Below are 19,525 nucleotides of genomic sequence, written 5' to 3'. Positions count from 1 at the left end.
CTCCCCCGGTCAAGCCGAGAGCATGTCGAGCAACCGAAAGGGAGATCGCAGAGAGCGCGAACTCGTCAACGCGCTCGACGAGTCCGGGTTCGCCGTCATGCGCGCTCCCGCCAGCGGGAGCGCCACCGAGCGGGAACTCCCGGACGTGCTGGCCGGCGACGGCGAGACCTTCTACGCCATCGAGGCGAAATCCTCTGCGGGCGACCCCATCTATCTCGAGGGGAGGGAGATCGAAGCGCTCCTCTTTTTCGCCCAGAACTTCGGCGCGAAACCACGCGTCGGCGTGCGGTTCGACCGCGAGGACTGGTACTTCTTCCATCCCGGCGACCTCTACACGACCGACGGCGGCAACTACCGGGTCAAAAAGGAGACGGCGCTCTCCGAGGGCGTCGACTTCGCCGAGTTCGTCGGCGACTCCCAGAAGGTCACGCTCGCCGAGGCCGCCGACGCCGCCAGGAGTGACGACGAAGACGACGAAGACGCGCGCGAAGTGCTGGAGGCTCTAGAGCGCGGCGACATCTCCGTCGACGACGCCGTCGCGATGCTCTAGTCGAGCAGCGCCGCGTCCTCGCTGTGGTCCAGCCGCGAGTAGGGGAACGCGTACGTTCGGGGGTCGTCCCGCCGCGCTGCGTCACCGAGGTACACCACCTCGACGACGAGGTCCTCGGCCGGGTAGCCCTCGTTCGTCGCGAAGTCGGCGATCGTCTGTCCGACGGCTTCGACGACGTACTCGTCGGCGCGCTCGGGCGTGACTCGCGTGACGACGAGGCGGTCACCGGCTCGCGGTTCACTTCGTTCACCGCTCGCGTTTTCCGAGGCCTCCCCGAGGTCGGCCTCGCCCGTTTCCCTGTCCCGGACGATGTCCCCGGGTTCGAGCCGGCAGTCGTCGCACAGCGGCGGGTCGGACAGTTCGGGCACGAACGATTCGGTCGCACAGACCGCACAGTCGGCGACTTCCTTACCGGGCGGCGGCACTAGCTCCTGGGTGACCTCGATGGCGACGCGCCGGAGGTGTTTACACTGGACGCCGCGGTACTGGTGGTCTGGACAGGTACAGCGCTGGCCGGGCAGGTCGACGCTGTAGCTGTGGTCCTCGTGTGTCTCGACGCGATAGACGCCGCCACCGAGCGGGACGACGGCCATCGGCTCCGTCCACGCGCGGACGGCGCGCTCGTCGAGTTTCCGGAGGTCCGGTGCAAGTGCAACTTTCGGAGAACGTACCTGTGACATAGCGCTCAGGACGCGGCTGTGTTCTCGTGCGTCCAGTCGAAACGTAGGTTCTGGAGCTACCTAAACCGCTCGCCCGCCGTGGAATCGGGCGGACGCGACGGCATCGAAGCCCTTTTGCACTGGCCGGGGAAAGCCGCGGACATGGAAATCGAGCGGGAGACAGTCGTCGAGGCCGCCGTCTCGTTTGTGGCCGTGCTAGTCTTCATCGGCGCTGTCGCCCTCGTCGGTATGGAGTTTCAGACGAACGGCGGGATCAGCGAGACCGGTGGCCTGGCCATCGTCGGGGCGATCGTCGTCTTCGTGTTCGTGATGGCCGGCGTCGGCGTCTGGTTCGCCTCGCAGGAATAGTTCAGTCGGCCGCCTCTTCTTCCTCGTCGCCGTCCTCGCGCCAGTCAGTGAGTTCCTCGTCGTCGGCGTCGTCGATCCGGTGTTCGTAGTAGTTCAGGGGATGGGACTCGTTGATGACGTCCTCGCAGATGTCGTCTTTCCCGATACAGTCACCGTACGACTGCATGGTCGCACACGCCGGCGTCGAGTACTCGGTGGGACTCGTGTCCCCGCGGATGTGGTCGACCTGATAGCGCGTCTGTTCCTCGCCGAATCCGGGGTTCACCTCGAACAGTTCGACGATCTCGTCGGTCGTCATGCCGATGCTCGTCAGGAACGCCGCGATGGCGAACCGCGAGTGGTGTTCGAGGTGTTCGCCCTTCTGGACCTTGTCGAGCAGGTGTTTCATACACGGCGGGAACAGGTCCGGGACGACCGTGTCGATCTCCCGCGTGAGGTCCAGGTCGTCCAGCAGTTCGCGAATCCGCTCGACTTCCTCGGTGAGTTCGTCGGCGATCTCGTCGGGCACCTCGAACGGCAGGCCGTCCGTGACGCGGCGCTGGACCGCCCGCCGAAGCAACACGAGCAGTTCGTCCTGGTCGATGGGGACCTGCCCGTCGCTGAGCGGCCGGTTGACCAGCCGCCACTCGTCGCCCCACTCGCCAGCGGCGTGTTCGAGATACGGCCCCACGTCGATGCGATACTGCCCGTCGTCGGCCTCGCCGACCTCGTGGACGCTGTCCTGCAGGTCGAACTCCGCGAGCAGCGTCTCCAGGTCCAGCCGCTCGGTTCTGGTGCTCTGGAACTCCGTCGTCGTCGCGAGTTCCTCGGAGAACCGGTCGTAGGCCGCCCGTGCTTCCGCGCGACTGTACCGTCGCAGGAGAATGTGTTGGTCGACCAGCGAGACGAGCACGCGCGCCACGGGATAGGACAGCAGTTCCACGCGCGTCCGGCGGTGTCGCTCGCCGATCGTTCCCTCGGTGATCGCCCACTCGATACGTTCCAGCCCGCGCTCGACGACGGCGTCCTCGCTGGCGACGAGGTCTGCCAGGTCGACGCCGGCGGCCTCGACGGCACCGCGTGCGGCCGACAGGAACGGGTAGCGGGCATGGAGCGCCTTCATCGGACACAGGGTTGCGACCCAGCCAGAATAAACCCGGCGGTCTGAAAGACCCGAATCGATCACGGGTTCGAAGCCAGCGTCCGCGTGGTGAATTCACGACTTGCCGGGCCACGCCCGACACGAAGCAGTCGAGCGTGAACAGCGATCGAGTCGGCGCACGGAGCGAAAGTATCCCTTACATTTGCCGGCCGTTCCCACTTCCAGCGGGACGGGCAATCGCCGATATGTCGGAACCTCACTCGGTCAACGAAGTCGAACAGGGAGATGACTACTATCACGTTCGCTACCGAGACCCGGACGACTTCGACGAGATCCGGACGCCGGACTGGGCGGAGAACGCCGCCAGTTCCGTCGTCACGGGGAGCGAAGTCCGTACCGGCGACGAAACGGGTAACGAGGACTGGGCGGTCCAGAGCGTACTCATACCGGTGGATGCAGTGAGCGAGGAATCGGACGCGAAAGAAGCCGCTCGCCAGATCGTCGACGAAATCGAATCCTGACGGCGAGTCTGGCGCGACTGCGCAGCGGGGATCGAATCGCTCCTGAGAACAGTTACTCCCCGCGGCGCTCGTCGATCTCGGTCAGGAACTCCTCGGTGCTGCCGCCGTCACTGACCATCGACTTGTAGCGGCGAAACTCCGACTGGGAGACTTCGACGCGGCGGGTTTCGCCTTCCTTCTCGATTTCGAGGGTGACCCGTCCGTGCGGGCTGTTGCGCCGGCGGAAATTCGCCAGCGCGACGAACACGAACCACAGCGCGACGAAGCCACCGAGGAAGTAGACGATGGCCGTCTCGAAGACCAGCGGGTCGGACGACGTGATCCAGTGGGTGGGATACGCGTACGAGAACAGCCAGACGCCCGCCGTCGAGATCGCAGCGCCGGCGACGACACCCAGCTGCTGGCGTCGCTTCGAGGGGAGGACGGCGACGACGCCGAGCAGGATGGCCGGCCCACCAAGCCCGGCGAGGACGCCGGCGAGATGCTTCGCTGCCAGGGGGTCACGGAGCCCGAAGACGGCGGCCAGCGGCGTCGTCACCACCAGCAGTGCCGCCACGAGCGCCCCCGCACCGGACAGGGACAGCCCAGCGCCGAGCGCCACACGGCGCGGGTCCCGCCCGTCGCTGTCCCCACGTTTATCACTGTATGCCTCCGAGAGGCTCGGCATACCCCAGTATGGTCGTTCCACCTACATAACGCTACGTCAGACGCACGCGTGACGGAGCGTCGTCACCGTCGCCCGAACAGTCGGTCACGGAGGCTCCGCGGCGTGTCTCGTTCGGCGAGGAGCACCGAACAGTCGACGTCGTGAACGACGTCGAACGTGAGCGAATCGTGGACGAGTCGGGAGAGCAGGCCCCGTTCCGTCGCACCGAGGATCACAAGCGAGTGGTCGCGGGCCTCGCGAGCGATCGCGCGCTCGATGTCGCCGGAGGTGTCGACCGTGCGGACGGCGTCTTCGATGTCGTGTTCACTGGCCCAGTCGGCGAGGAACCGTTCGCCGACCTCGCGTTCGTCGTCGCCGTCGACGACGTGCAACAGGGAGAGGTCGGCGTCCACGGCCGACTGGAGCGTGCGTGCGATCTCGGCGCTCAGGTCGCAGTTGTACCCGTCTTCGGTCGGCAGCAGGATACGCGAGGTGTCCAGGTCGCGGTTCTTGAGAACGAGAAAGTCACAGGGGAGTTCCCTGGTGAGATCGGAGAGCGACCGGTTCGCGCGGGCCGCCCCCCAGAGCCGATCGTCGCCCCACTGCATCAACACGAGGTCGGCCCGTTTTCGCGTCGCGATGTTGAAGATCTCCTCGAACGAGCGGTGTGAGACGACGGTCGACCCGTCGTAGTCCACGTCGTACGCCGCCGCGATATCTCTGATTTCCGACATCAGCTCGTCGGACTTGTCGATGATGCGGCGGCTCTGGGCGGCCCCGTAGCCGCGCGTGCGGTCCGGAACCTGCACGATGTGGACCGGGTGGACGACGGCGTCGTCCTTCTGGCTGGCGAGCGTACAGGCGAACTCGACGAGTTGGGTCTCGGTCCGTGGGTTCGAGATCGGCACGACGACGCGATACGGGCCGTCCGAATCCGGCGCCGTCGCCTCGGCCGTGTCGATGAGCGGCACGTACGAGCGGCCGACGAGCCCTCCGTACAGCCACTCGGAGATCGACAGCTGTCGTTCGGCCCCGTCGAAGCGCGCCGATTCGAGGCGGCGCTCGGTCGTCTGGAAGTAGTTGACGACGGTCACCAGCACGACGCCACCGATCGTGTTGCCGAGCAGGACGGGGAGGACGAACTCGAGGAGGCCGACCGTGAACGCGAGGTCGCCGTGCAACACCAGGTACGTCATCTCGGTGAACGACACCACGGAGTGATACAGTCCGCCCAGCGGAATGGCCAGGAACGCGAGGTACACGACGACGAGCCGCGAGATCGTCTCGCGAGCAGCGTACTCGACCCAGACGACCCCGGCGACGATCAGCCCCGCGAACGCCGCCTTCGAGAACAGGCTCCACCAGGGCGTGTCGATGCCTTTCTGTGCGATGGACGCCGCGGCTGCCGCGGCCTCGGGCGAGAGGACGCCGCCGAACACGAGCGCGACCGCCCCGAGCGCCCCACCGGTGAAGTTCCCGATCAACACGACCGTCCAGTTGCGCAGCAGCGCCGGAATGCTCGCCAGACGTTCGAGCGTCAGCGCCACGGGCGGGAGCGTGTTCTCGGTGTACAGTTGATAGCCACCGATGATGATGTAAATGAACCCCAGCGGATACAGCATAGCGCTCACCACTGGATCGCCGCCGGTCGTGGCCAGCAAAGAGACGTACAGCAGGAAGGTGATCGTGATGGCGAAGCCAGCCGCGAGGGCACTGAAAAACAGTTCGCGGCTCCCGGAGGTGATCTCCTCGTCTGCGGCCGCGACGATCCGCTGGAACACTTCGTCCGACGAAAAGCGGTCCCGAACGACGCGTCCGACCGCCGGCGCACCACTGCGAGAGCGCTCGACGGCTTCGCGGACGGACTCTTCGGAACCAGGCCCGCCAGCCCCGCCAGTTCCGGAGTCACGCCCATCAGTCTCACTCATCGTCTGGGCTTGTCGAGAGACGAACTAAGCGTTTGGCATCACACGTCGACAGAACCGGTGTAAACCGACCGACGGGAAAACGGCGCCGACTACTCGCTCTGGATACGGGGCGCGAGCATGTAGGTGACCGTCCCGTCGCCTTCGGCGATGTCGAAGTGCATCTTGACGGGGAACTCCTCGCCGAGTTCCATCTCGATCTCGGCGTCTTTCGGGATGGCCTTGTTCATGTCCTTGAGATAGTCGAGCGAGAACAGCGAGTGGGCGTTCCCCGCGACGAGATCGATGAGGTCCTCGCGGCCGAGTTCGAAGTGGACGTCGTCGGTGTCGCCCTCCGCGTCGACGTAGAACACCTCGTCGCCGGCTTCGACGCCGAGCGCGATGTGGTCGGACACCATGTCGGCGGCCTTGACCGCGCGGTCGATGTCTTTCCCTTCCAGCACCACGTCGGCGGGCAGGTCGAGGTCGGGCAGGTCCGGTTCCTGGCGGATCGAGTCTGGGTCGATCAGCGCGAGGGTCCCTTCGAGGCCCTCGATCTGGACGTGGAGCTTGCGGGTCTCCTCGTCGAGTTCGAGGTGAATGAGCTGTCCGGCGTCGGCCATGCCCGCGAACTCTTCGAGGCGAGAGAGATTGACGCCGATGGTACCTCCATCTGTTTCGTAGGATTCGAAGGCCGCAGCGTCGAGTCGGAGGTCGACCATCCCCACGTTCGCCGGGTCGACCGCCCGGATCTCGATGCCGTCCTCCGTGAGGTGGATCTTGCACTCGTCCACCAGCACACTCACGGAGTCCAGCGTCGTCCGGAGCGTGTCCGCACTCACGATGGCGTTGAACATCTTGGCACCCGCTACGCCCCCATCTCTTAAAAAGTCCCGTCTTTCCGCTCGCGCGCGCACGACTGCTGGTAGCGAATCGTTACCGTGCAGCCAACGTGCCACGTACCTCGGAACGATCACGGACAGAGACCGAACTGGCCCGCGACTAGGTGTTCGTCACCCAGCCTCCGCTGGGTTTGCAGGCCAGGTAGCCCCGGAAATCCGAATTCTTAGGCGACAAAACGGTGGACCAGCCCTGATGGCATCACCATCCGGCGGTTCGGCCCACTCCCGGCGGACAGTGCTTCGGCATCTCGGTATCGGCGTCGGTGCGCTCGCGGCGTCGACGGGACCCGCGGCCGCACAGGAGCAGGGAATCACGAGCCGAGCAGTCATTCCGGAGCAAGAACAGTTCCCCGTCGAGGAACTCCCGGGGTTTTTCATCCACGTGAACCCGGACACCGCGCCGCTGAAGGCGCAGGTGTCCGACCAGTGTGAGTACGCCACCTGGCCCCCCGAGCAGTCGCGCTCCTACGACGTCTGGCTCATCGGCCGGAAAGCCAACGAACACGGCTCACAGAAGACGACGCTGTACGTCGCGGACGATCGAACGATCCCCGGCGGCGCACTGTACGTCGTCAACAACGCCACGCAGTGTGCGGCGGGGTACGTCGGCATCCAGATCGAACAGTTGAACCGCGAGGGCAGCGGCGTGCTCGGAACGCGAAACGCCGAGGCGGACCCGGCCGCAGGCGTGGCGGCCGAGGACGGCGGCAGCGGCGACGACAGTACGGGCGTCTTCGGGCCGGGGTTCGGCGTGCTGGGCGCACTGAGCGGGTTGCTCGGCGGTGGCTGGCTCGCCCACCGACGCAGGGAGTAACGTTTCCTGTCAGGACTCCGAAGGCGGGCTATGAGCGAGGAGACGACCCACGAGCGCATGCAGCGGTACGAGGTGCTCGCCGAGAAGGAACGGGAGTTTCGCAAGCAGAAAACCACGGTCCTCGACGACGTCGGCGAGGAGTTGATCGACGCCGTCGAGCAGGCGATCGAAGGCGCCGGCGTCGCCATCGAGGTCGACAGTACGTCGCGGGACGGCACCCACCAGACGCTCCGTGCGCGCCTCGACCGCGCAGCGCTCGTCGCCGCTGTCACGACCCACCTTCCGGACGGCTTCGTCGTCGAGCACGTCAACGACGACGGCACGCTCACCGTCCAGTGGGACGAACGCGAGGGCGTCTCGGAGGGCCGGCGCGCTGCAGCCGTCCTGAAGGCCATCGTCGCCGAGGAGACGACGACCGACAGAGACGGCCTCTTCGTCGAGGTGCCGACCCGCGAGCAGGTCGTGACGCGAGCGACGGCCCTCGGCATCGACGAGGACCTCGCCGAGCGACGGCTGGCCCACCTCTCGGACATGGACGTCGTCGACGTCGTCGAAGACGAGGTGTACCCGGACCGAAACTTCTCGAAGTTCTAGTTCGACACCCGTTTACCGCTCGACCGGGTACGTACGCCAATCAGATGTCGGGAAAGGACAAATACTACAACAAGGCCAAACAGGAGGGGTATCGCGCCCGCTCGGCCTACAAGCTCAAGCAACTCGACCAGCAGACGGGGTTACTGGGAGACGGCCGGACGGTCGTCGACCTCGGTGCCGCGCCCGGCGGATGGCTCCAGGTCGCCGCCGAAGAAGTCGGGAGTCGCGGCACGGTCGTCGGCGTCGACCGCCAGCGCATCGACCCGCTCGAGGACGCCGACGCCACGGTCGAACTCGTTCGCGGTGACATGACCGACGAAGACACCAAAGCGGAGGTCATCGAGCGCGTCGGGAAGGCCGACGCCGTCGTCTCGGACATGGCACCGAACATGACCGGCGAGTACAACGTCGACCACGCCCGGTCGGTCCACCTCGCTCGCCAGGCGTTCGAGGTCGCCCTGGACGTGCTCGACACCGGCGGCGACTTCGCCGCCAAGGTGTTCGACGGCCAGGACGTCGACCCGCTCAAAGAGGACGTCGACGCGGAGTTCGAGTACGTCCGCGAGGTCCGCCCGGACGCCTCGCGCGATTCCTCCTCGGAGCTCTATCTCGTCGCGAAACACCGCCTGACCGCCCCGGTCAGAGAAGGCGATCAGGTGGAAGTGACGATCGAAGACATCGGGAGCGAAGGCGACGGCATCGCCAAAGTCGAGGGATTCACGCTGTTCGTCTCCGGCGTCGAGGAGGGCGACACCGTCGAGGTGCGCGTCGACGACGTGAAACCGAAGTACGCGTTCGCCCAGCCACTCGACTAACCGACCCCCGGTCTCACGACCGAACCGGTCACTGAACGTCGCACCTAGTTTTCAGCGCTGAGAATCCGAGAGGTAGTTTATTCAAACGGTGTCGAAAACCGTTCGCCATCCTGAAATGAGATTCAGTTCGGAAATATTGAAGAAACTCGGATTGAAGTTAACAATTCTGCTGTTAGTGTGTAGTTTAGTACCTCTTGGCGTGACGACGTTCATGGCGGTCACCGAGGCACAGGGAGCGTTGGCAAACAGCTCGGAGGCCAAGATGGCAGCCGAGGTCGGGAACGTCGCCGAGAACGCGGAGATGCGTTCGGAGCTCTCTCGGAGCCAGGTGCAGGCCGTTCGAGAGCATCCGGCGGTCCGAGACCTGGTCGCTCACCGCTACGGAAACGAGACGATCGAGGAGCGAGCCGACCAGTACGAGCAGGGAGCGGCGTACGCGAGCACGCTGAACGAGACGCGCGAGTACGAACGAACGTACGAGTTCTTCGACGAGTTCGCGCTGCAGAACACCGATATCGACTCGATCCGCGTGTTCTGGCGAGACGGCAACGTCCTGGCAGGGTACAAGCGCGGCAACCCAGTCAGGCAGGACTACAAGTGGGACAAAGCGTGGTTCCGGACCGTGATGGACGATGACGCGGTCGACGACGACGAAGTGTACGTTTCCGCGATCAACGTCGCCCGGTCGACGGATTCGCCGACCATCCGGTACGCGATGCCCATCCACGTCGACGGCGAGCGAGTTGGGGTCGTCATTATCAATTACGAGTCTACGCCGCTCACGAAACCGGTCACCCACCTCGACCTCGGAGAGGAGGGGTACGGGCTGTTCGTCGATCCGGACTACACGAACGCGGAGGGCGAACAGTTGGGTGCTGCGTATCTAGCCAACGAGCGCGATCCCTCGCTGGCGTTCAACGAGTCGGCCGCGGGCAACCTCACCATCCCGACGGATGAGTTGGTCGGCATGGACGGGACGTTCACATTCACGGACGGGGGAACTACCTGGCACGTCCAGTACGAACAGGTGGAACTCGCGGGCGGCCGAACCTACTACGCCCTGGCGGTGGAGCCGATGTCCCAGATCCTCGCCAGCTCGCGGGCCATTCGCGAGAAAGGGATACTCGTCGGCGGCATCTCCGGTGTTATCGCCATCGGGCTGGGACTGATCGTCACCCGACGACTCGTCACCGGCCCGATCACGCGACTCACGCGAGACGCCGAGGCCGTCGCCGACGGCGAGATGGACCACGAGATACGCACCTCAGACACGAGTGCGGAGATCGGCAGACTCACGCGCTCTGTCCAGCAGATGAAGGGGAACGTCGTCGACGCGCTGGAACAGGCCGACGAACAGCGTCGCGAAGCCGAAGCCAGTCAGGACGAAGCCAGGGAGCAGCGCCGGGAGGCCCAGGCCGCAAAGGAGCAGGCCGAGCAGCTCACCGCCCACCTCGAAGCCCAGGCCGAGACCTACGAGTCGGTGATGCGCGCGTGCGCCGACGGCGATCTCACCCAGCGGATGCGTCCGGACGACGAGAACGAGGCCATGCGCAGCATCGCCGAGGCGTTCAACGACATGGTCACCGACTGGGAGCGAACCGTCGCGGAGATCCAGACGTTCGCGGCCGACGTCGCGGAGTCGGGCAATGAGGTCCAGCACAGCACGGACAGCGTCCGGGACGCCGCCGGCGAGGTGAGCGAGTCCGTCCAGGCCATCGCCGACGGCGCACGCCAGCAGAGCGAGAACTTAGAGCAGGTGTTAGACGAGATGAACGACCTCTCGGCGACCGTCGAGGAGATCGCCTCGACCGCCGAGACCGTCGCCGACACCTCCCAGGAGACCGCGACCGTCACCCGCGAGGGGAAGCAGGCGGGAGAGCAGGCGCTCGACGAGATGCGCGGCGTCGAGGACACGGCCCACCGCACCGTCGAACGCGTCCGGGCCCTCGACGACCAGATGGAGCGCATCGGCGAGATCACGGGCGTCATCGCCGACATCGCCGAGCAGACGAACATCCTCGCGTTGAACGCCAACATCGAGGCCGCCCGCGCCGGCCAGGACACCGACGGCGAGGGCTTCGCCGTCGTCGCCAACGAGGTCAAACAGCTCGCCGAAGAGACCCAGTCCTCGGCGGCCGAGATCGAATCGGTCATCGCGGACGTGAAAGCCCAGACGGACGACGTGGTCGCGGACGTCGTCGAGACCGAAGACCGAATCGCCGACGGCGTCGAGACCGTCGAGACTGCCGTCGACGCCTTCGAGACCGTCGCGGAGAACGTCGACGCCACCGACAGCGGCGTCCAGGAGATCGACCGCGCGACCGGCACGCAAGCGGACTCGACCCAGGAGATCGTCGTGACCGTCGAGGACGTCGCGGCCGTCAGCGAGGAGACGACCGCCGAGTCCGACAACGTGGCCGCGGCGGCCGAAGAACAGAGCGCGACCCTCGAAACGGTCGCCGAAACGACCCGCACCCTCGCAGAGCAGGCCGCGGACCTCGAAGCGCTGCTCGGGCAGTTCGAGGTCGATCAGGACGGCACGGCAGACGGTGCGATCGGCAGTGAGACGTCAGTTGCAGCAGACGGCCGCGGCGACTAATCGTCAGTCAGCGACCGTCGGTTCTGCCGCCCCCGACTCCCGCGAGCGGACGGCCCCGACCACGAGATAGACGAAGGGCGTGTCCACGATCGCGACGAGCAGTTTGAAGACGTACTGGCCGACCATCAGCGAGATCGCCAGGTCCAGCGGCATGCCCTGGAAGACGACGAACGCGATCGTGACGAAGATGACCGTGTCCAGCAGCTGGCTGGTCGCCGTCGACCCGATGTTCCGGAGCCACAGCGCGTCGCCGTCCGTGAGTTCTCGGATGCGATGGAACACGAGCACGTCCCAGTTCTGACTGACGAGGTACGCCACCAGACTCCCGACGACGACGCCAGTGCTCGCGCCGAGCACCTGCTGGAAGGTGCCGGCGGCCACGGGCGAGTTCCGAGCGACCGGCGCCGCGATCGTGGACCAGACCAGCAACAGGAGCACGAAGTTCATGACGAAGCCGACGTTGACGACGACCTGCGCCGCCCGCTTGCCGTACAGCTCCGTGTAGCAGTCCGAGGCGAAGAAGGTGAGCGCGTAGGCGAGTGCTGCGCCGGGCAGGACGAGCGCCCCGCCGGCCAGCGGTAGCTCGAACGGGATGCCGAAGGACAGCACCTTCGAGGCGGTCACCTGCGCGGCGACCAGCGCCGTAATGAACAGCGAGACGAGCCCGACCTGCGCGACCGAGGGATGGGTGTTACTGCTCATCGTCGAGTCGTCCGTGACGTGCATCGATTTCGTCGAGCTGATCCAGCGTCTTCCGAATCGAGGCGCGGATCGCCTCGCTGCGGTTGACGAACTTGCCGCCGCCGCCGACGTGGTCGTCCAGATCGTCGAGCAGTTCCTGGGGCACTTCGACGCTTATCTTGGGCATATCCCAGTGTTATCGGACCCGTCCTAAATCGGTATCGAACAGCCCAGATAGCTGGGAGCTGTCGCTGAGCCTGCTTCCTGCGCGGGAGGCCAGTCTCAGAAGCGGGTGCAGGGAGTGGCAACTGCCCGACGTAACGTAGTTTGATTGGCGAGAACGTTGACCCACGGACCATGGATCCTGGGTCCGACCCCGGGGGCGATGTGGACGGCGACGCCGCAACAGCGGAACGAGACGATCTCGACCCCAGTCGCGCGCGGTCAGCAGTGAACACGGATCCCGACCGGTTCTCGACGGACGAGATCTTCCATCGGGTCGTGATGACGGCGTTCCACGAAGTCAGCGCCCGTAGGAGAGCGCTCTATCTCAGCGGCCTGTCCGCCGGGTTGGCGATCACGGTCACCTTCTTCGGGTACGCGACGGTGCGAACCGCCACCGCGCCCGACCCGACGGGACTGCTCGGCCCGCTGTTGTACCCGCTTGGGTTCCTCTACATCATCCTGGGTCGCTACCAGTTGTACACGGAGAACACGCTGACCCCGGTGACGCTCGCGTTGACCCGGGTGTGCAGCGTACCAGCAGTGTTACGCGTCTGGGTGCTCGTGCTGGCGGGGAACGTCTCCGGGGCGGCCGTCGGCGCGTTCGTCCTGGCGAACACTGGGGTGTTCGACGCGGCGAGTGCGACCACCGCGGCACAGCTCGGACGGGGCGGCATCGAGACGCCGTGGTGGGACCTCGTGTTCAAAGCCGTGTTCGCCGGCTGGCTGGTCGCCGGCGTCGTCTGGCTCGAACACGCCGTCCGGGACTCCATCGCGCGAGTGCTGCTGGTGTACATCGTCATCTACACCATCCCGGTGACCGGCCTGTACCACGTCGTCGTCAGCGTCTGTGACGTGGCGTACCTCGTGTTCCTGGGTCGGGAGAGCCTACTCACCGGCCTGTGGGAGTTCGTGATCCCGGTCCTCCTGGGCAACACGCTCGGCGGCGTCTTCCTCGTCACCGTACTCAACTTCGGCCAGCTCAGCCGGACCCTCCCCGCCGAGATCTCGCGACAGCAGACGCTATCCCTGCGAGCGTGGCTGTTCGGCAAGTGAGCGAGCGCGTCAGTCGGCGGTCGCCTGCTCCGGTTTCGGTCGCCCGCGCCGACCGCCGAACGTGATGAGCCACAACAGCAGGAGGCCGACGAGGAACGCGACCGTCGCCGGGACGGCCAGCAACAGCATCGTGAACACGCCGCGGGGCGAGACGAACGCCGCGACGGCGAAGACAGTGACGACGACCTGTCGCCAGTACCCGACCATGGTGTGATAGGAGAGCACGCCCCCGAGGTGGAACAGCACCATCGAGACCGGGATCTCCGCGATCAGGCCGATCCCGACCGTCGTGTAGATCACCAGCCAGCCGAAGTTGTTGATCCGGTAGGCGATGATCATGTTCGACTGGACGACGTCGGCCGCCAGCCAGGAGATGATCGACGGGGCGACGTAGAGGAAGCCGAGCAGACTCCCCCCGACGACGCCCAGGATGAGCGACCCGCCCCAGACGAGCATGACGCGCGGATCACCGCGGACGAGGCCGCGCTCTTTCAGCGCCGGCCACGCGTAGTACAGTACCAGCGGAATGGTGACGACCGCCGCCAGCAGCGTCGAGAACTTGATCTCGAAGATGAGCGCCTCGACGGGGTGGAGCGTCACGATCTCGACGTCGGGCTGGAGCCCGGCGGGCATCTGGCTGAAGAACGTATTCTTGACCTTCCTGATACCGCCCGTGTACAGCCAGCCGAAGGTCCCGGCCAGCACGAGCATGAACAGCCCGACGATGCGGAACGCCTTCGAGGTGAGCGACTCGAGGATGAAGGCGACGTCGTAGTAGTAGCCGCCGATGTCCTCCTCGGTCGTCTCGTCCTCGGTGAAGGCGTTCATCATGCCGGCGGCCGTCTCGGTCATCGTCCCGCTGCCGCCGTCGTCGCCGCCCTGTCCGCCAGCGCCTGCGGCCGCGCCCGCTGCCGCACCGCCGGCCGCCGCGGCCGCCTCCTCTCGGGCTTCGACCTGTTCCTGGACCTCGTCGAAGCGGTCCAGGATCGCCTGGGCCTTCTCCGGGTCGTCCTCGTCCATGGCCTCGCGGGCGTACGCGAGCGACTCCTCTTCGGACATCTCCTGGAACGCTTCCGGGGGTGCGGCCCGGACGCCGCCGGCGGTGAGGTTCTCGACGTCGATCGCGGCGGGCGAGCCGGCGCTGGCGGGTGCCGCCGGGCTGCCGTAGGCGGCTCGGTCGGCCTCGCTCAGGGATTTCATCACCAGAGAGAACAGGACGATCCCCGTCGCGACGAGCGCGACGACGACGGCCGCGATCCCGGCCGCGATCTCGTCGGGGAGACCGGTCGCCTGGCCCAGGGTCGCGACCTGGAAGCGATACTCCGCGGGGAGTTGGCCGAGCGCGCGGTTGACCAGTTCGACTCCGCCGCGCGCGAAGAAGGCGTAGACGCCGACCAGCGCGAGGAAGGCGACGCCGGCGACGACGTTCCAGCGCTCGCGGACGACGCCGGTCACGTCGACTTGGTCGCTGCTCCGCTTGGCGATGGTGACGAGTTTCGCCATCTGGAGACTGAACGCGTAGAGGAGAACGAGCGGGATCGCCCACATGACCTGCGTGAACGGGTCCGGCGGCGAGAACAGCGCGCCGAACACGAAGATGCCGACCACCGCGTAGCGCCACTTGTCGCGGAAGGTCTCGTACCGGACGATGCCGGTGTAGGACAGCGCGCTCATCACGAGCGGGAGTTGGGCGGCCAGCCCAAACGAGATAGTCAAGAGGAAGATGAACTGCGCCCACTTGACGATGGAGTAGGTGGGCTTGAACCCGACCTGCACGGCGTTGGTCGCGAGGAAGTTGAACATCAGCGGGAAAAAGAGGAAGTAGGCGTAGGAGACCCCGGCGATCAGCAGGACGACCGCGAGCAGGAGGATGACCGCGAGCTTCCAGCGGGCGACGCGCTCGCCGGGCCAGTACCCCCGTCGCCGCAGGGCGTCCCGCGAGAACCAGATGAACACGGGGATCGCCAGCAAGAGCCCGACGACGAGCCCGATCTTCACCTGCAGGAGGATGACGTCGAACGGCGTGATGGCGACGACCTCCGTCTGACTGCGGACGTAGTCGGGCATCCGGCGGAACAGGTCATCCTTGAGCATTCCCCAGACGAACCGGCGCAACACGTAGATGGTCCCCATGAGGCCGATGACGGCGACGATAAACACCTTCTGAAGGTCGGACTGGGCGGCCGAAAGCATCGCTCCGACCGTTTCCCGACCGCTCTGGATACTCTGACGGGTGTCATCACCGACGGCCCCAGACATTGTCGTGCCAGAGGTTACTGGTTGGCTGTTATCAACCTTTTTGAAACGGGCAGCGACCGGTTGGCCTCAGTGACAGCCGACTGGAAAAGAAGGCTTACAATACCTGACGAGCAAATCCGACGCAGAATGAGCGACGGCGACTCGGGACCCCGGCCGGAAACCGACAGCGAGGGTCCCGAGCCACCGGACGACGACTCTCACACACGCCCGGACGACGCAGTCGAGGACCATCCGGAGACCGGACCGGACGTCCCACCGGACGAAGAGTCGGCCAGTCCACAGGAATCCGAGGCGGTCACGCCGACCGAAGAGCACAACCAGGTGACGGTCCCAGGCGAGGAACCGGCCGAAGCCGCCGGAGCGCCGACTGGCGAGCCGACACCGGCCCCAGGGGGCGCGGGACCGGAGCCCGTCGACACGCCCGGTGTGACCGGCGGTGAACCCGGCGGCCCACCGGGCGGCGCGCCGGCGTCGACGCCCGGCGCACCCGACGACGAGGAGATGCCACTGACCGCTCACATCGAGGAGATGGTCCACCGGCTGGGCGTCGTCCTCGTGGTGATGGCCATCGTCGCGGGGATCGCCTTCCCCTTCGCCGACCGGCTCATCAACTTCCTGTGGTTCTCGCTGCTGCCGGGCGTCGCCCAGCAGTGCCCGCCGCCGACCGGCACCAGCCCGGCTGCGTCGGAGGCGGCCTGTCCGCGCGTCTACCACCCGCTCGCGCTGATGCTCGCGCGGCTCAAGGTGGCGACGCTGGCCGGCTTCATCGTCGCCCTGCCCGTCTTCGTCGCCGAGACGTACCTGTTCATGCGCCCCGGCCTGTTCCCCCGCGAGCGGAAGTACTACCTCGCGGCCGTCCCGACGAGCGTCGTCCTCGCGGGCATCGGCGTCGCGTTCGCGTTCCTGCTCGTCCTGCCGGCAATCTTCACGTACTTCCTCTACTACTCCGAAGACGCGGCGGTCATCGCCTTCGGCCTGTCCGAGACGTTCAACCTGATGGTGATGATGCTCGGCATGTTCGCCTTCATCTTCCAGATTCCGCTGTTCGTGATGCTGGCGATCATGATGGGCGTCACGACCCGCCGGTGGCTGGAAACGCGACGCCTCTACTTCTGGGGTGGCTTTCTGACGATCGCCTTCTTCTTCAGCCCCGATCCGACCGGCATGGCACCGATCATCGTCGGGCTGACGATGGTCATCCTCTTCGAGGGGACGCTGGGGCTGCTCCGGTGGACGGGCGAAGGGTCGATGGCGCCCGGCGCCGCGGAGTTCGAGACGCTCCGGCCGCTCGTCTGGCTCCTCGTCGCGGCCGCCGGCTATCTGGTGAGTCCGGCCCCGATCCCGCGAGGGTACTACGACCAGTTGCCGGCCGTCGTCGTCGACGCCACGACGGCGCTCGGGCTGGGTGACGCGATTCCGGTGCTGATCGGCGGCGGGCTGCTCGTCCTGTTCGAGGGGGCGAACTACCTGCTCCGACGGGTCGACGGACCGCTCGCCGTCCGACGACTCCTCGCGAAAGTCAGGGTGCCCGTCTGGCTCGGCTCCGTCGTGGTCGGCTATCTCGCGAGCCCGAACCCGACGCTGCTCCGAGCCGCGGACGTCTCACCGCTGAGCACGATGGAGTCCGCCCTCCTCGTCGTCGGGCTCATCGTGTGGTACGAGCTGCTGTTGCTGGTGGCCAAGCGGCGCGGACGGCGCAACCGGTGACAAATAGGACCGTGAGGTGAACCCTCATCCGGGTGGCCGCCCACTGTCTCGCTAATGACGACTGTCGTGTTGCTCCGCCACGGCGAGACCGACTGGAACCGCACCCGGCGCATCCAGGGGTGGGCGGCCTCGCCCCTGAACGACCGCGGTCGCGACCAGGCCCGCGCGGCCGGCCGCTACCTGGCCGACGCGTACGACCTCGACCGCGTCGTCGCCTCCGACCTCCGCCGAACCAGAGAGACGACGGCGCACCTTCGCTCGGCGGGACCGTTTCCGGAACCCGAGTTCACGAAGGGATGGCGCGAACGGTCGTTCGGCGCCCACGAGGGGCTGTCGTACGAGCGCGTCTTCGGCGAGTTCCCCGAACACAACGCCGGCTACGGAATGGTCGGCCTGGAATCGACGCCCCAGCGCGGCGAGAGCCTGCTGGAGGCCCGCGAGCGCGTCATGGACGCCTGGGACGGCCTCCTCGCGGCCGCCGCCCCCGACGACGAGGTGCTGGTCGTCACGCACGGCGGCCCCATCTACGTCCTGCTGGCGGCTGTCCAGGGGACCGACCTGCCGACGGCGCTGAGCGAGTTCGATCAGAGCAACTGCGCGATCAACGAACTCCGGCACGATCACGACAGCGGCGAGACAGAGATTCGGCGGAAGAGCTACTGCGAGTATCGCGCGGCGGACCTCGAACCGGAACCCTGACGGCCGTCAGTTGCCGGTCGGGTACTCGGCGCTGAACACGTCCTCGACGAGCGGTTCGTCGTCCTCGCCGTCGGGACTGACGCTCCCGGTCCGATAGCCGTGCAGGTCCAGCGTCACGTGGTCGAACCCGGCGTCTTCGATGTGGTCACGCGCTGCGCGGACGAAGTCGGGGTCGAGCGCCGTCTCCAGTTCGTCCTCGCCGACCTCGATCCGAGCGAGGCCGTCGTGGTCGCGGACGCGGAACTGTTCGAAGCCCCACGTCCTGAGGATGCGTTCGGCCTTCTCGACGCGGGAGAGGCGTTCTTCGGTGACCTCCAGTCCCGTCGGGATGCGCGAGGAGAGACACGCCATGGACGGTTTGTCCGCGACAGAGAGGTCGTACTGGCGGGCGATCTCGCGGACTTCGGGCTTGGTGATCCCGTGTTCCAGCAGCGGTGAGTAGGCGTTCAGTTCCTCGACGGCCCGGAGGCCCGGGCGGTGGCCCTCGCCGGGGTCGGAGGCGTTCGTGCCGTCACAGACGATGTCGATGCCCAGGTTCCGGGCGCAGTCGTACATCGCCGAGAGGCGCAGGGACCGACAGTGATAGCACCGGTCGTCGTCGTTCTGGACGAACTCGTCGCTCGTGAGTTCCGAAAACTCGACGATCTCGTGACGGATGCCGATCTCGTCCGCGACGCGGTTGGCGTCGGTCAGTTCTTCGGCTGGTAGCGTCTCGCTCTTTGCGGTACAGGCGACTGCGTCCTCGCCCAGGGCGTCGTGGGCCAGCGCGGCGACGACGCTCGAATCTACGCCGCCGGAAAAGGCCACCAGCACGCCCTCGCGGTCGGCGAGGTCGGCGCGAACAGCGTCGAGTTTCTCCGCGACACTCTCCGCATCAACGTCACCTGACTGCTCGGCTGCCATATCTCTCCTTTTCGACGTGGCAGCAAAAGCCCGTTGTCTCGACGCGCGCGCCCTCTCCTCACGCGACCGTCACGTTGGTTTAAATAACCGGAAAAGTCCGGTGTAATTTATTCCACTTAGGGTGGGGACGAAACGTACACATGGGGGGAACGGTGTACGCAGTCGCCGGCGGCAAGGGCGGCGTCGGAAAGACGACGACGGCGATCAACCTGGGCGTGGTCCTGAAGCAGGCAGGGCAGGACGTCGTCGTGGTGGACGCGGATCTGGCGATGGCGAACGTCGGCCAGCAGTTGGGCATCGACCACGAGCCCGGCATCCACGAGGTGCTCGCCGGTGACGCGACGGTGCGTGACGCCGTGGTCACGGGACCGGCGGGGCTCAGGGTGATCACGGGCGACCGGGCGCTCGACTCGTTCGCCGCGGCGGAGCCGACTGAACTCGACGGCGTCCTCGACCTGCTCGCGGTCGCCTACGACGTCGTCCTGGTCGATACGGCGGCAGGGGTCCAGCGAAACAGCATCGTCACGTATCGGGAGGCAGACGG

At 66.4% G+C, this 19,525-nt stretch carries 20 protein-coding genes (1 of these 20 only partly in view); 11 read left to right on the top strand and 9 right to left on the bottom strand.

What is annotated here, in order from left to right; all coding sequences use genetic code 11:
* Positions 1–22: 22 nt before the first annotated feature.
* A complete protein-coding gene (hjc, locus tag ACFR9U_RS06925; protein ID WP_247379142.1) occupies positions 23–550 on the top strand; it encodes a Holliday junction resolvase Hjc in 528 nt (175 codons plus the stop codon).
* Here hjc and ACFR9U_RS06920 read toward each other — a convergent pair.
* On the bottom strand, positions 547–1,230 hold the full coding sequence (locus tag ACFR9U_RS06920) for an SWIM zinc finger family protein (RefSeq protein WP_247379144.1): 684 nt from the start codon (positions 1,228–1,230) through the stop codon (positions 547–549). The genes hjc and ACFR9U_RS06920 overlap by 4 nt on opposite strands.
* 78 nt (positions 1,231–1,308) lie before the next feature.
* On the opposite strand from ACFR9U_RS06920, the gene ACFR9U_RS06915 reads away from it, so the two are divergent.
* Positions 1,309–1,578 carry a DUF7472 family protein gene (locus tag ACFR9U_RS06915; RefSeq protein ID WP_247379146.1) on the top strand — a complete coding sequence of 90 codons (270 nt, stop codon included), beginning with the start codon at positions 1,309–1,311 and terminating at the stop codon, positions 1,576–1,578.
* Between the two features lies 1 nt (position 1,579).
* Here the strand turns inward: ACFR9U_RS06915 and priL are convergent, their stop codons facing one another.
* Positions 1,580–2,680, bottom strand: coding sequence for a DNA primase regulatory subunit PriL (priL, locus tag ACFR9U_RS06910; protein WP_247379148.1), 1,101 nt, complete (start codon positions 2,678–2,680; stop codon positions 1,580–1,582).
* A 224-nt stretch (positions 2,681–2,904) separates the two neighbouring features.
* On the opposite strand from priL, the gene ACFR9U_RS06905 reads away from it, so the two are divergent.
* The gene (locus ACFR9U_RS06905; RefSeq protein WP_247379150.1) at positions 2,905–3,180 is read left to right on the top strand and encodes a hypothetical protein; all 276 of its coding nucleotides are present in this window, start codon (positions 2,905–2,907) and stop codon (positions 3,178–3,180) included.
* A 52-nt stretch (positions 3,181–3,232) separates the two neighbouring features.
* On the opposite strand, the gene ACFR9U_RS06900 is transcribed toward ACFR9U_RS06905, so the two are convergent.
* The 3 genes from ACFR9U_RS06900 to ACFR9U_RS06890 all read right to left on the bottom strand — a co-directional run bounded on the left by ACFR9U_RS06900 (position 3,233) and on the right by ACFR9U_RS06890 (position 6,587).
* Positions 3,233–3,847 carry an alkaline shock response membrane anchor protein AmaP gene (locus tag ACFR9U_RS06900; RefSeq protein ID WP_247379151.1) on the bottom strand — a complete coding sequence of 205 codons (615 nt, stop codon included), beginning with the start codon at positions 3,845–3,847 and terminating at the stop codon, positions 3,233–3,235.
* Between the two features lie 62 nt (positions 3,848–3,909).
* A complete protein-coding gene (locus tag ACFR9U_RS06895) occupies positions 3,910–5,754 on the bottom strand; it encodes a formate/nitrite transporter family protein (protein ID WP_247379154.1) in 1,845 nt (614 codons plus the stop codon).
* An 89-nt stretch (positions 5,755–5,843) separates the two neighbouring features.
* On the bottom strand, positions 5,844–6,587 hold the full coding sequence (locus ACFR9U_RS06890; RefSeq protein ID WP_247379156.1) for a DNA polymerase sliding clamp: 744 nt from the start codon (positions 6,585–6,587) through the stop codon (positions 5,844–5,846).
* A gap of 238 nt (positions 6,588–6,825) precedes the next feature.
* Between ACFR9U_RS06890 and ACFR9U_RS06885 the strand changes: the two genes are divergently transcribed.
* The 4 genes from ACFR9U_RS06885 (at position 6,826) to ACFR9U_RS06870 (ending at position 11,454) form a co-directional block, all read left to right on the top strand.
* The gene (locus ACFR9U_RS06885; protein ID WP_247379158.1) at positions 6,826–7,446 is read left to right on the top strand and encodes a hypothetical protein; all 621 of its coding nucleotides are present in this window, start codon (positions 6,826–6,828) and stop codon (positions 7,444–7,446) included.
* Positions 7,447–7,476: 30 nt separating this feature from the next.
* Complete coding sequence (locus tag ACFR9U_RS06880) at positions 7,477–8,040, top strand: hypothetical protein (protein WP_247379161.1); 564 nt, start codon at positions 7,477–7,479, stop codon at positions 8,038–8,040.
* 44 nt (positions 8,041–8,084) lie between these two features.
* On the top strand, positions 8,085–8,855 hold the full coding sequence (locus tag ACFR9U_RS06875) for a 23S rRNA (uridine(2552)-2'-O)-methyltransferase (protein ID WP_247379164.1): 771 nt from the start codon (positions 8,085–8,087) through the stop codon (positions 8,853–8,855).
* 211 nt (positions 8,856–9,066) lie between these two features.
* Positions 9,067–11,454: a methyl-accepting chemotaxis protein gene (locus ACFR9U_RS06870; protein WP_247379166.1), complete on the top strand. Its 2,388-nt coding sequence runs from the start codon at positions 9,067–9,069 to the stop codon at positions 11,452–11,454.
* A gap of 3 nt (positions 11,455–11,457) precedes the next feature.
* Here the strand turns inward: ACFR9U_RS06870 and ACFR9U_RS06865 are convergent, their stop codons facing one another.
* Both ACFR9U_RS06865 and ACFR9U_RS06860 read right to left on the bottom strand, forming a co-directional pair.
* Positions 11,458–12,156 (bottom strand): queuosine precursor transporter, encoded by a 699-nt coding sequence (locus tag ACFR9U_RS06865; RefSeq protein WP_247379168.1) that lies wholly within the window; start codon positions 12,154–12,156, stop codon positions 11,458–11,460.
* Entirely contained in the window at positions 12,146–12,322 is a 177-nt protein-coding gene (locus tag ACFR9U_RS06860; RefSeq protein WP_247379170.1) for a ribbon-helix-helix domain-containing protein, read from the bottom strand. The genes ACFR9U_RS06865 and ACFR9U_RS06860 overlap by 11 nt, the downstream gene beginning before the upstream one ends.
* Before the next feature lie 170 nt (positions 12,323–12,492).
* Here ACFR9U_RS06860 and ACFR9U_RS06855 point away from each other — a divergent pair, with 170 nt between their 5' ends.
* Positions 12,493–13,413 carry a formate/nitrite transporter family protein gene (locus ACFR9U_RS06855; RefSeq protein WP_247379172.1) on the top strand — a complete coding sequence of 307 codons (921 nt, stop codon included), beginning with the start codon at positions 12,493–12,495 and terminating at the stop codon, positions 13,411–13,413.
* A gap of 9 nt (positions 13,414–13,422) precedes the next feature.
* Here ACFR9U_RS06855 and ACFR9U_RS06850 read toward each other — a convergent pair whose 3' ends face one another.
* Entirely contained in the window at positions 13,423–15,672 is a 2,250-nt protein-coding gene (locus tag ACFR9U_RS06850) for a twin-arginine translocase subunit TatC (RefSeq protein ID WP_247379174.1), read from the bottom strand.
* 126 nt (positions 15,673–15,798) lie between these two features.
* Between ACFR9U_RS06850 and tatC the strand changes: the two genes are divergently transcribed.
* On the top strand, positions 15,799–17,379 hold the full coding sequence (gene tatC, locus ACFR9U_RS06845; protein WP_282594336.1) for a twin-arginine translocase subunit TatC: 1,581 nt from the start codon (positions 15,799–15,801) through the stop codon (positions 17,377–17,379).
* A gap of 54 nt (positions 17,380–17,433) precedes the next feature.
* A complete protein-coding gene (locus ACFR9U_RS06840; protein WP_247379176.1) occupies positions 17,434–18,078 on the top strand; it encodes a histidine phosphatase family protein in 645 nt (214 codons plus the stop codon).
* A gap of 6 nt (positions 18,079–18,084) precedes the next feature.
* Here ACFR9U_RS06840 and larE read toward each other — a convergent pair whose 3' ends face one another.
* Positions 18,085–18,981, bottom strand: a complete 897-nt coding sequence (gene larE, locus ACFR9U_RS06835) for an ATP-dependent sacrificial sulfur transferase LarE (RefSeq protein ID WP_247379178.1) — start codon at positions 18,979–18,981, stop codon at positions 18,085–18,087.
* A 140-nt stretch (positions 18,982–19,121) separates the two neighbouring features.
* Between larE and ACFR9U_RS06830 the strand changes: the two genes are divergently transcribed.
* Positions 19,122–19,525, top strand: the 5' portion of a protein-coding gene (locus tag ACFR9U_RS06830; protein WP_379814017.1) for a MinD/ParA family ATP-binding protein. It continues 358 nt past the right edge of the window; the window shows 404 of its 762 coding nt (coding positions 1–404); its start codon is at positions 19,122–19,124; its stop codon lies beyond the right edge, outside the window.

This window comes from Halorientalis brevis (genome assembly GCF_042678165.1).
In the GTDB taxonomy this organism is placed as follows: Archaea; Halobacteriota; Halobacteria; order Halobacteriales; family Haloarculaceae; genus Halorientalis; species Halorientalis brevis.
Note: the sequence above shows the minus strand (reverse complement) of the source record. Positions and strands in the feature narration are given on the sequence as shown.

What these genes read in the sequence shown, in the direction of transcription:
- ACFR9U_RS06855 (WP_247379172.1), top strand. Translation starts at nt 12,493, where the DNA reads ATGGATCCTGGGTCCGACCCCGGGGGCGATGTGGACGGCGACGCCGCA.
- ACFR9U_RS06900 (WP_247379151.1), bottom strand. Translation starts at nt 3,847, where the DNA reads ATGCCGAGCCTCTCGGAGGCATACAGTGATAAACGTGGGGACAGCGAC.
- ACFR9U_RS06840 (WP_247379176.1), top strand. Translation starts at nt 17,434, where the DNA reads ATGACGACTGTCGTGTTGCTCCGCCACGGCGAGACCGACTGGAACCGC.
- ACFR9U_RS06850 (WP_247379174.1), bottom strand. Translation starts at nt 15,672, where the DNA reads ATGTCTGGGGCCGTCGGTGATGACACCCGTCAGAGTATCCAGAGCGGT.
- ACFR9U_RS06860 (WP_247379170.1), bottom strand. Translation starts at nt 12,322, where the DNA reads ATGCCCAAGATAAGCGTCGAAGTGCCCCAGGAACTGCTCGACGATCTG.
- ACFR9U_RS06875 (WP_247379164.1), top strand. Translation starts at nt 8,085, where the DNA reads ATGTCGGGAAAGGACAAATACTACAACAAGGCCAAACAGGAGGGGTAT.
- ACFR9U_RS06885 (WP_247379158.1), top strand. Translation starts at nt 6,826, where the DNA reads ATGGCATCACCATCCGGCGGTTCGGCCCACTCCCGGCGGACAGTGCTT.
- ACFR9U_RS06870 (WP_247379166.1), top strand. Translation starts at nt 9,067, where the DNA reads ATGGCGGTCACCGAGGCACAGGGAGCGTTGGCAAACAGCTCGGAGGCC.
- priL (WP_247379148.1), bottom strand. Translation starts at nt 2,680, where the DNA reads ATGAAGGCGCTCCATGCCCGCTACCCGTTCCTGTCGGCCGCACGCGGT.
- ACFR9U_RS06890 (WP_247379156.1), bottom strand. Translation starts at nt 6,587, where the DNA reads ATGTTCAACGCCATCGTGAGTGCGGACACGCTCCGGACGACGCTGGAC.
- ACFR9U_RS06895 (WP_247379154.1), bottom strand. Translation starts at nt 5,754, where the DNA reads ATGAGTGAGACTGATGGGCGTGACTCCGGAACTGGCGGGGCTGGCGGG.
- ACFR9U_RS06920 (WP_247379144.1), bottom strand. Translation starts at nt 1,230, where the DNA reads ATGTCACAGGTACGTTCTCCGAAAGTTGCACTTGCACCGGACCTCCGG.
- larE (WP_247379178.1), bottom strand. Translation starts at nt 18,981, where the DNA reads ATGGCAGCCGAGCAGTCAGGTGACGTTGATGCGGAGAGTGTCGCGGAG.
- ACFR9U_RS06905 (WP_247379150.1), top strand. Translation starts at nt 2,905, where the DNA reads ATGTCGGAACCTCACTCGGTCAACGAAGTCGAACAGGGAGATGACTAC.
- hjc (WP_247379142.1), top strand. Translation starts at nt 23, where the DNA reads ATGTCGAGCAACCGAAAGGGAGATCGCAGAGAGCGCGAACTCGTCAAC.
- ACFR9U_RS06880 (WP_247379161.1), top strand. Translation starts at nt 7,477, where the DNA reads ATGAGCGAGGAGACGACCCACGAGCGCATGCAGCGGTACGAGGTGCTC.
- tatC (WP_282594336.1), top strand. Translation starts at nt 15,799, where the DNA reads ATGAGCGACGGCGACTCGGGACCCCGGCCGGAAACCGACAGCGAGGGT.
- ACFR9U_RS06865 (WP_247379168.1), bottom strand. Translation starts at nt 12,156, where the DNA reads ATGAGCAGTAACACCCATCCCTCGGTCGCGCAGGTCGGGCTCGTCTCG.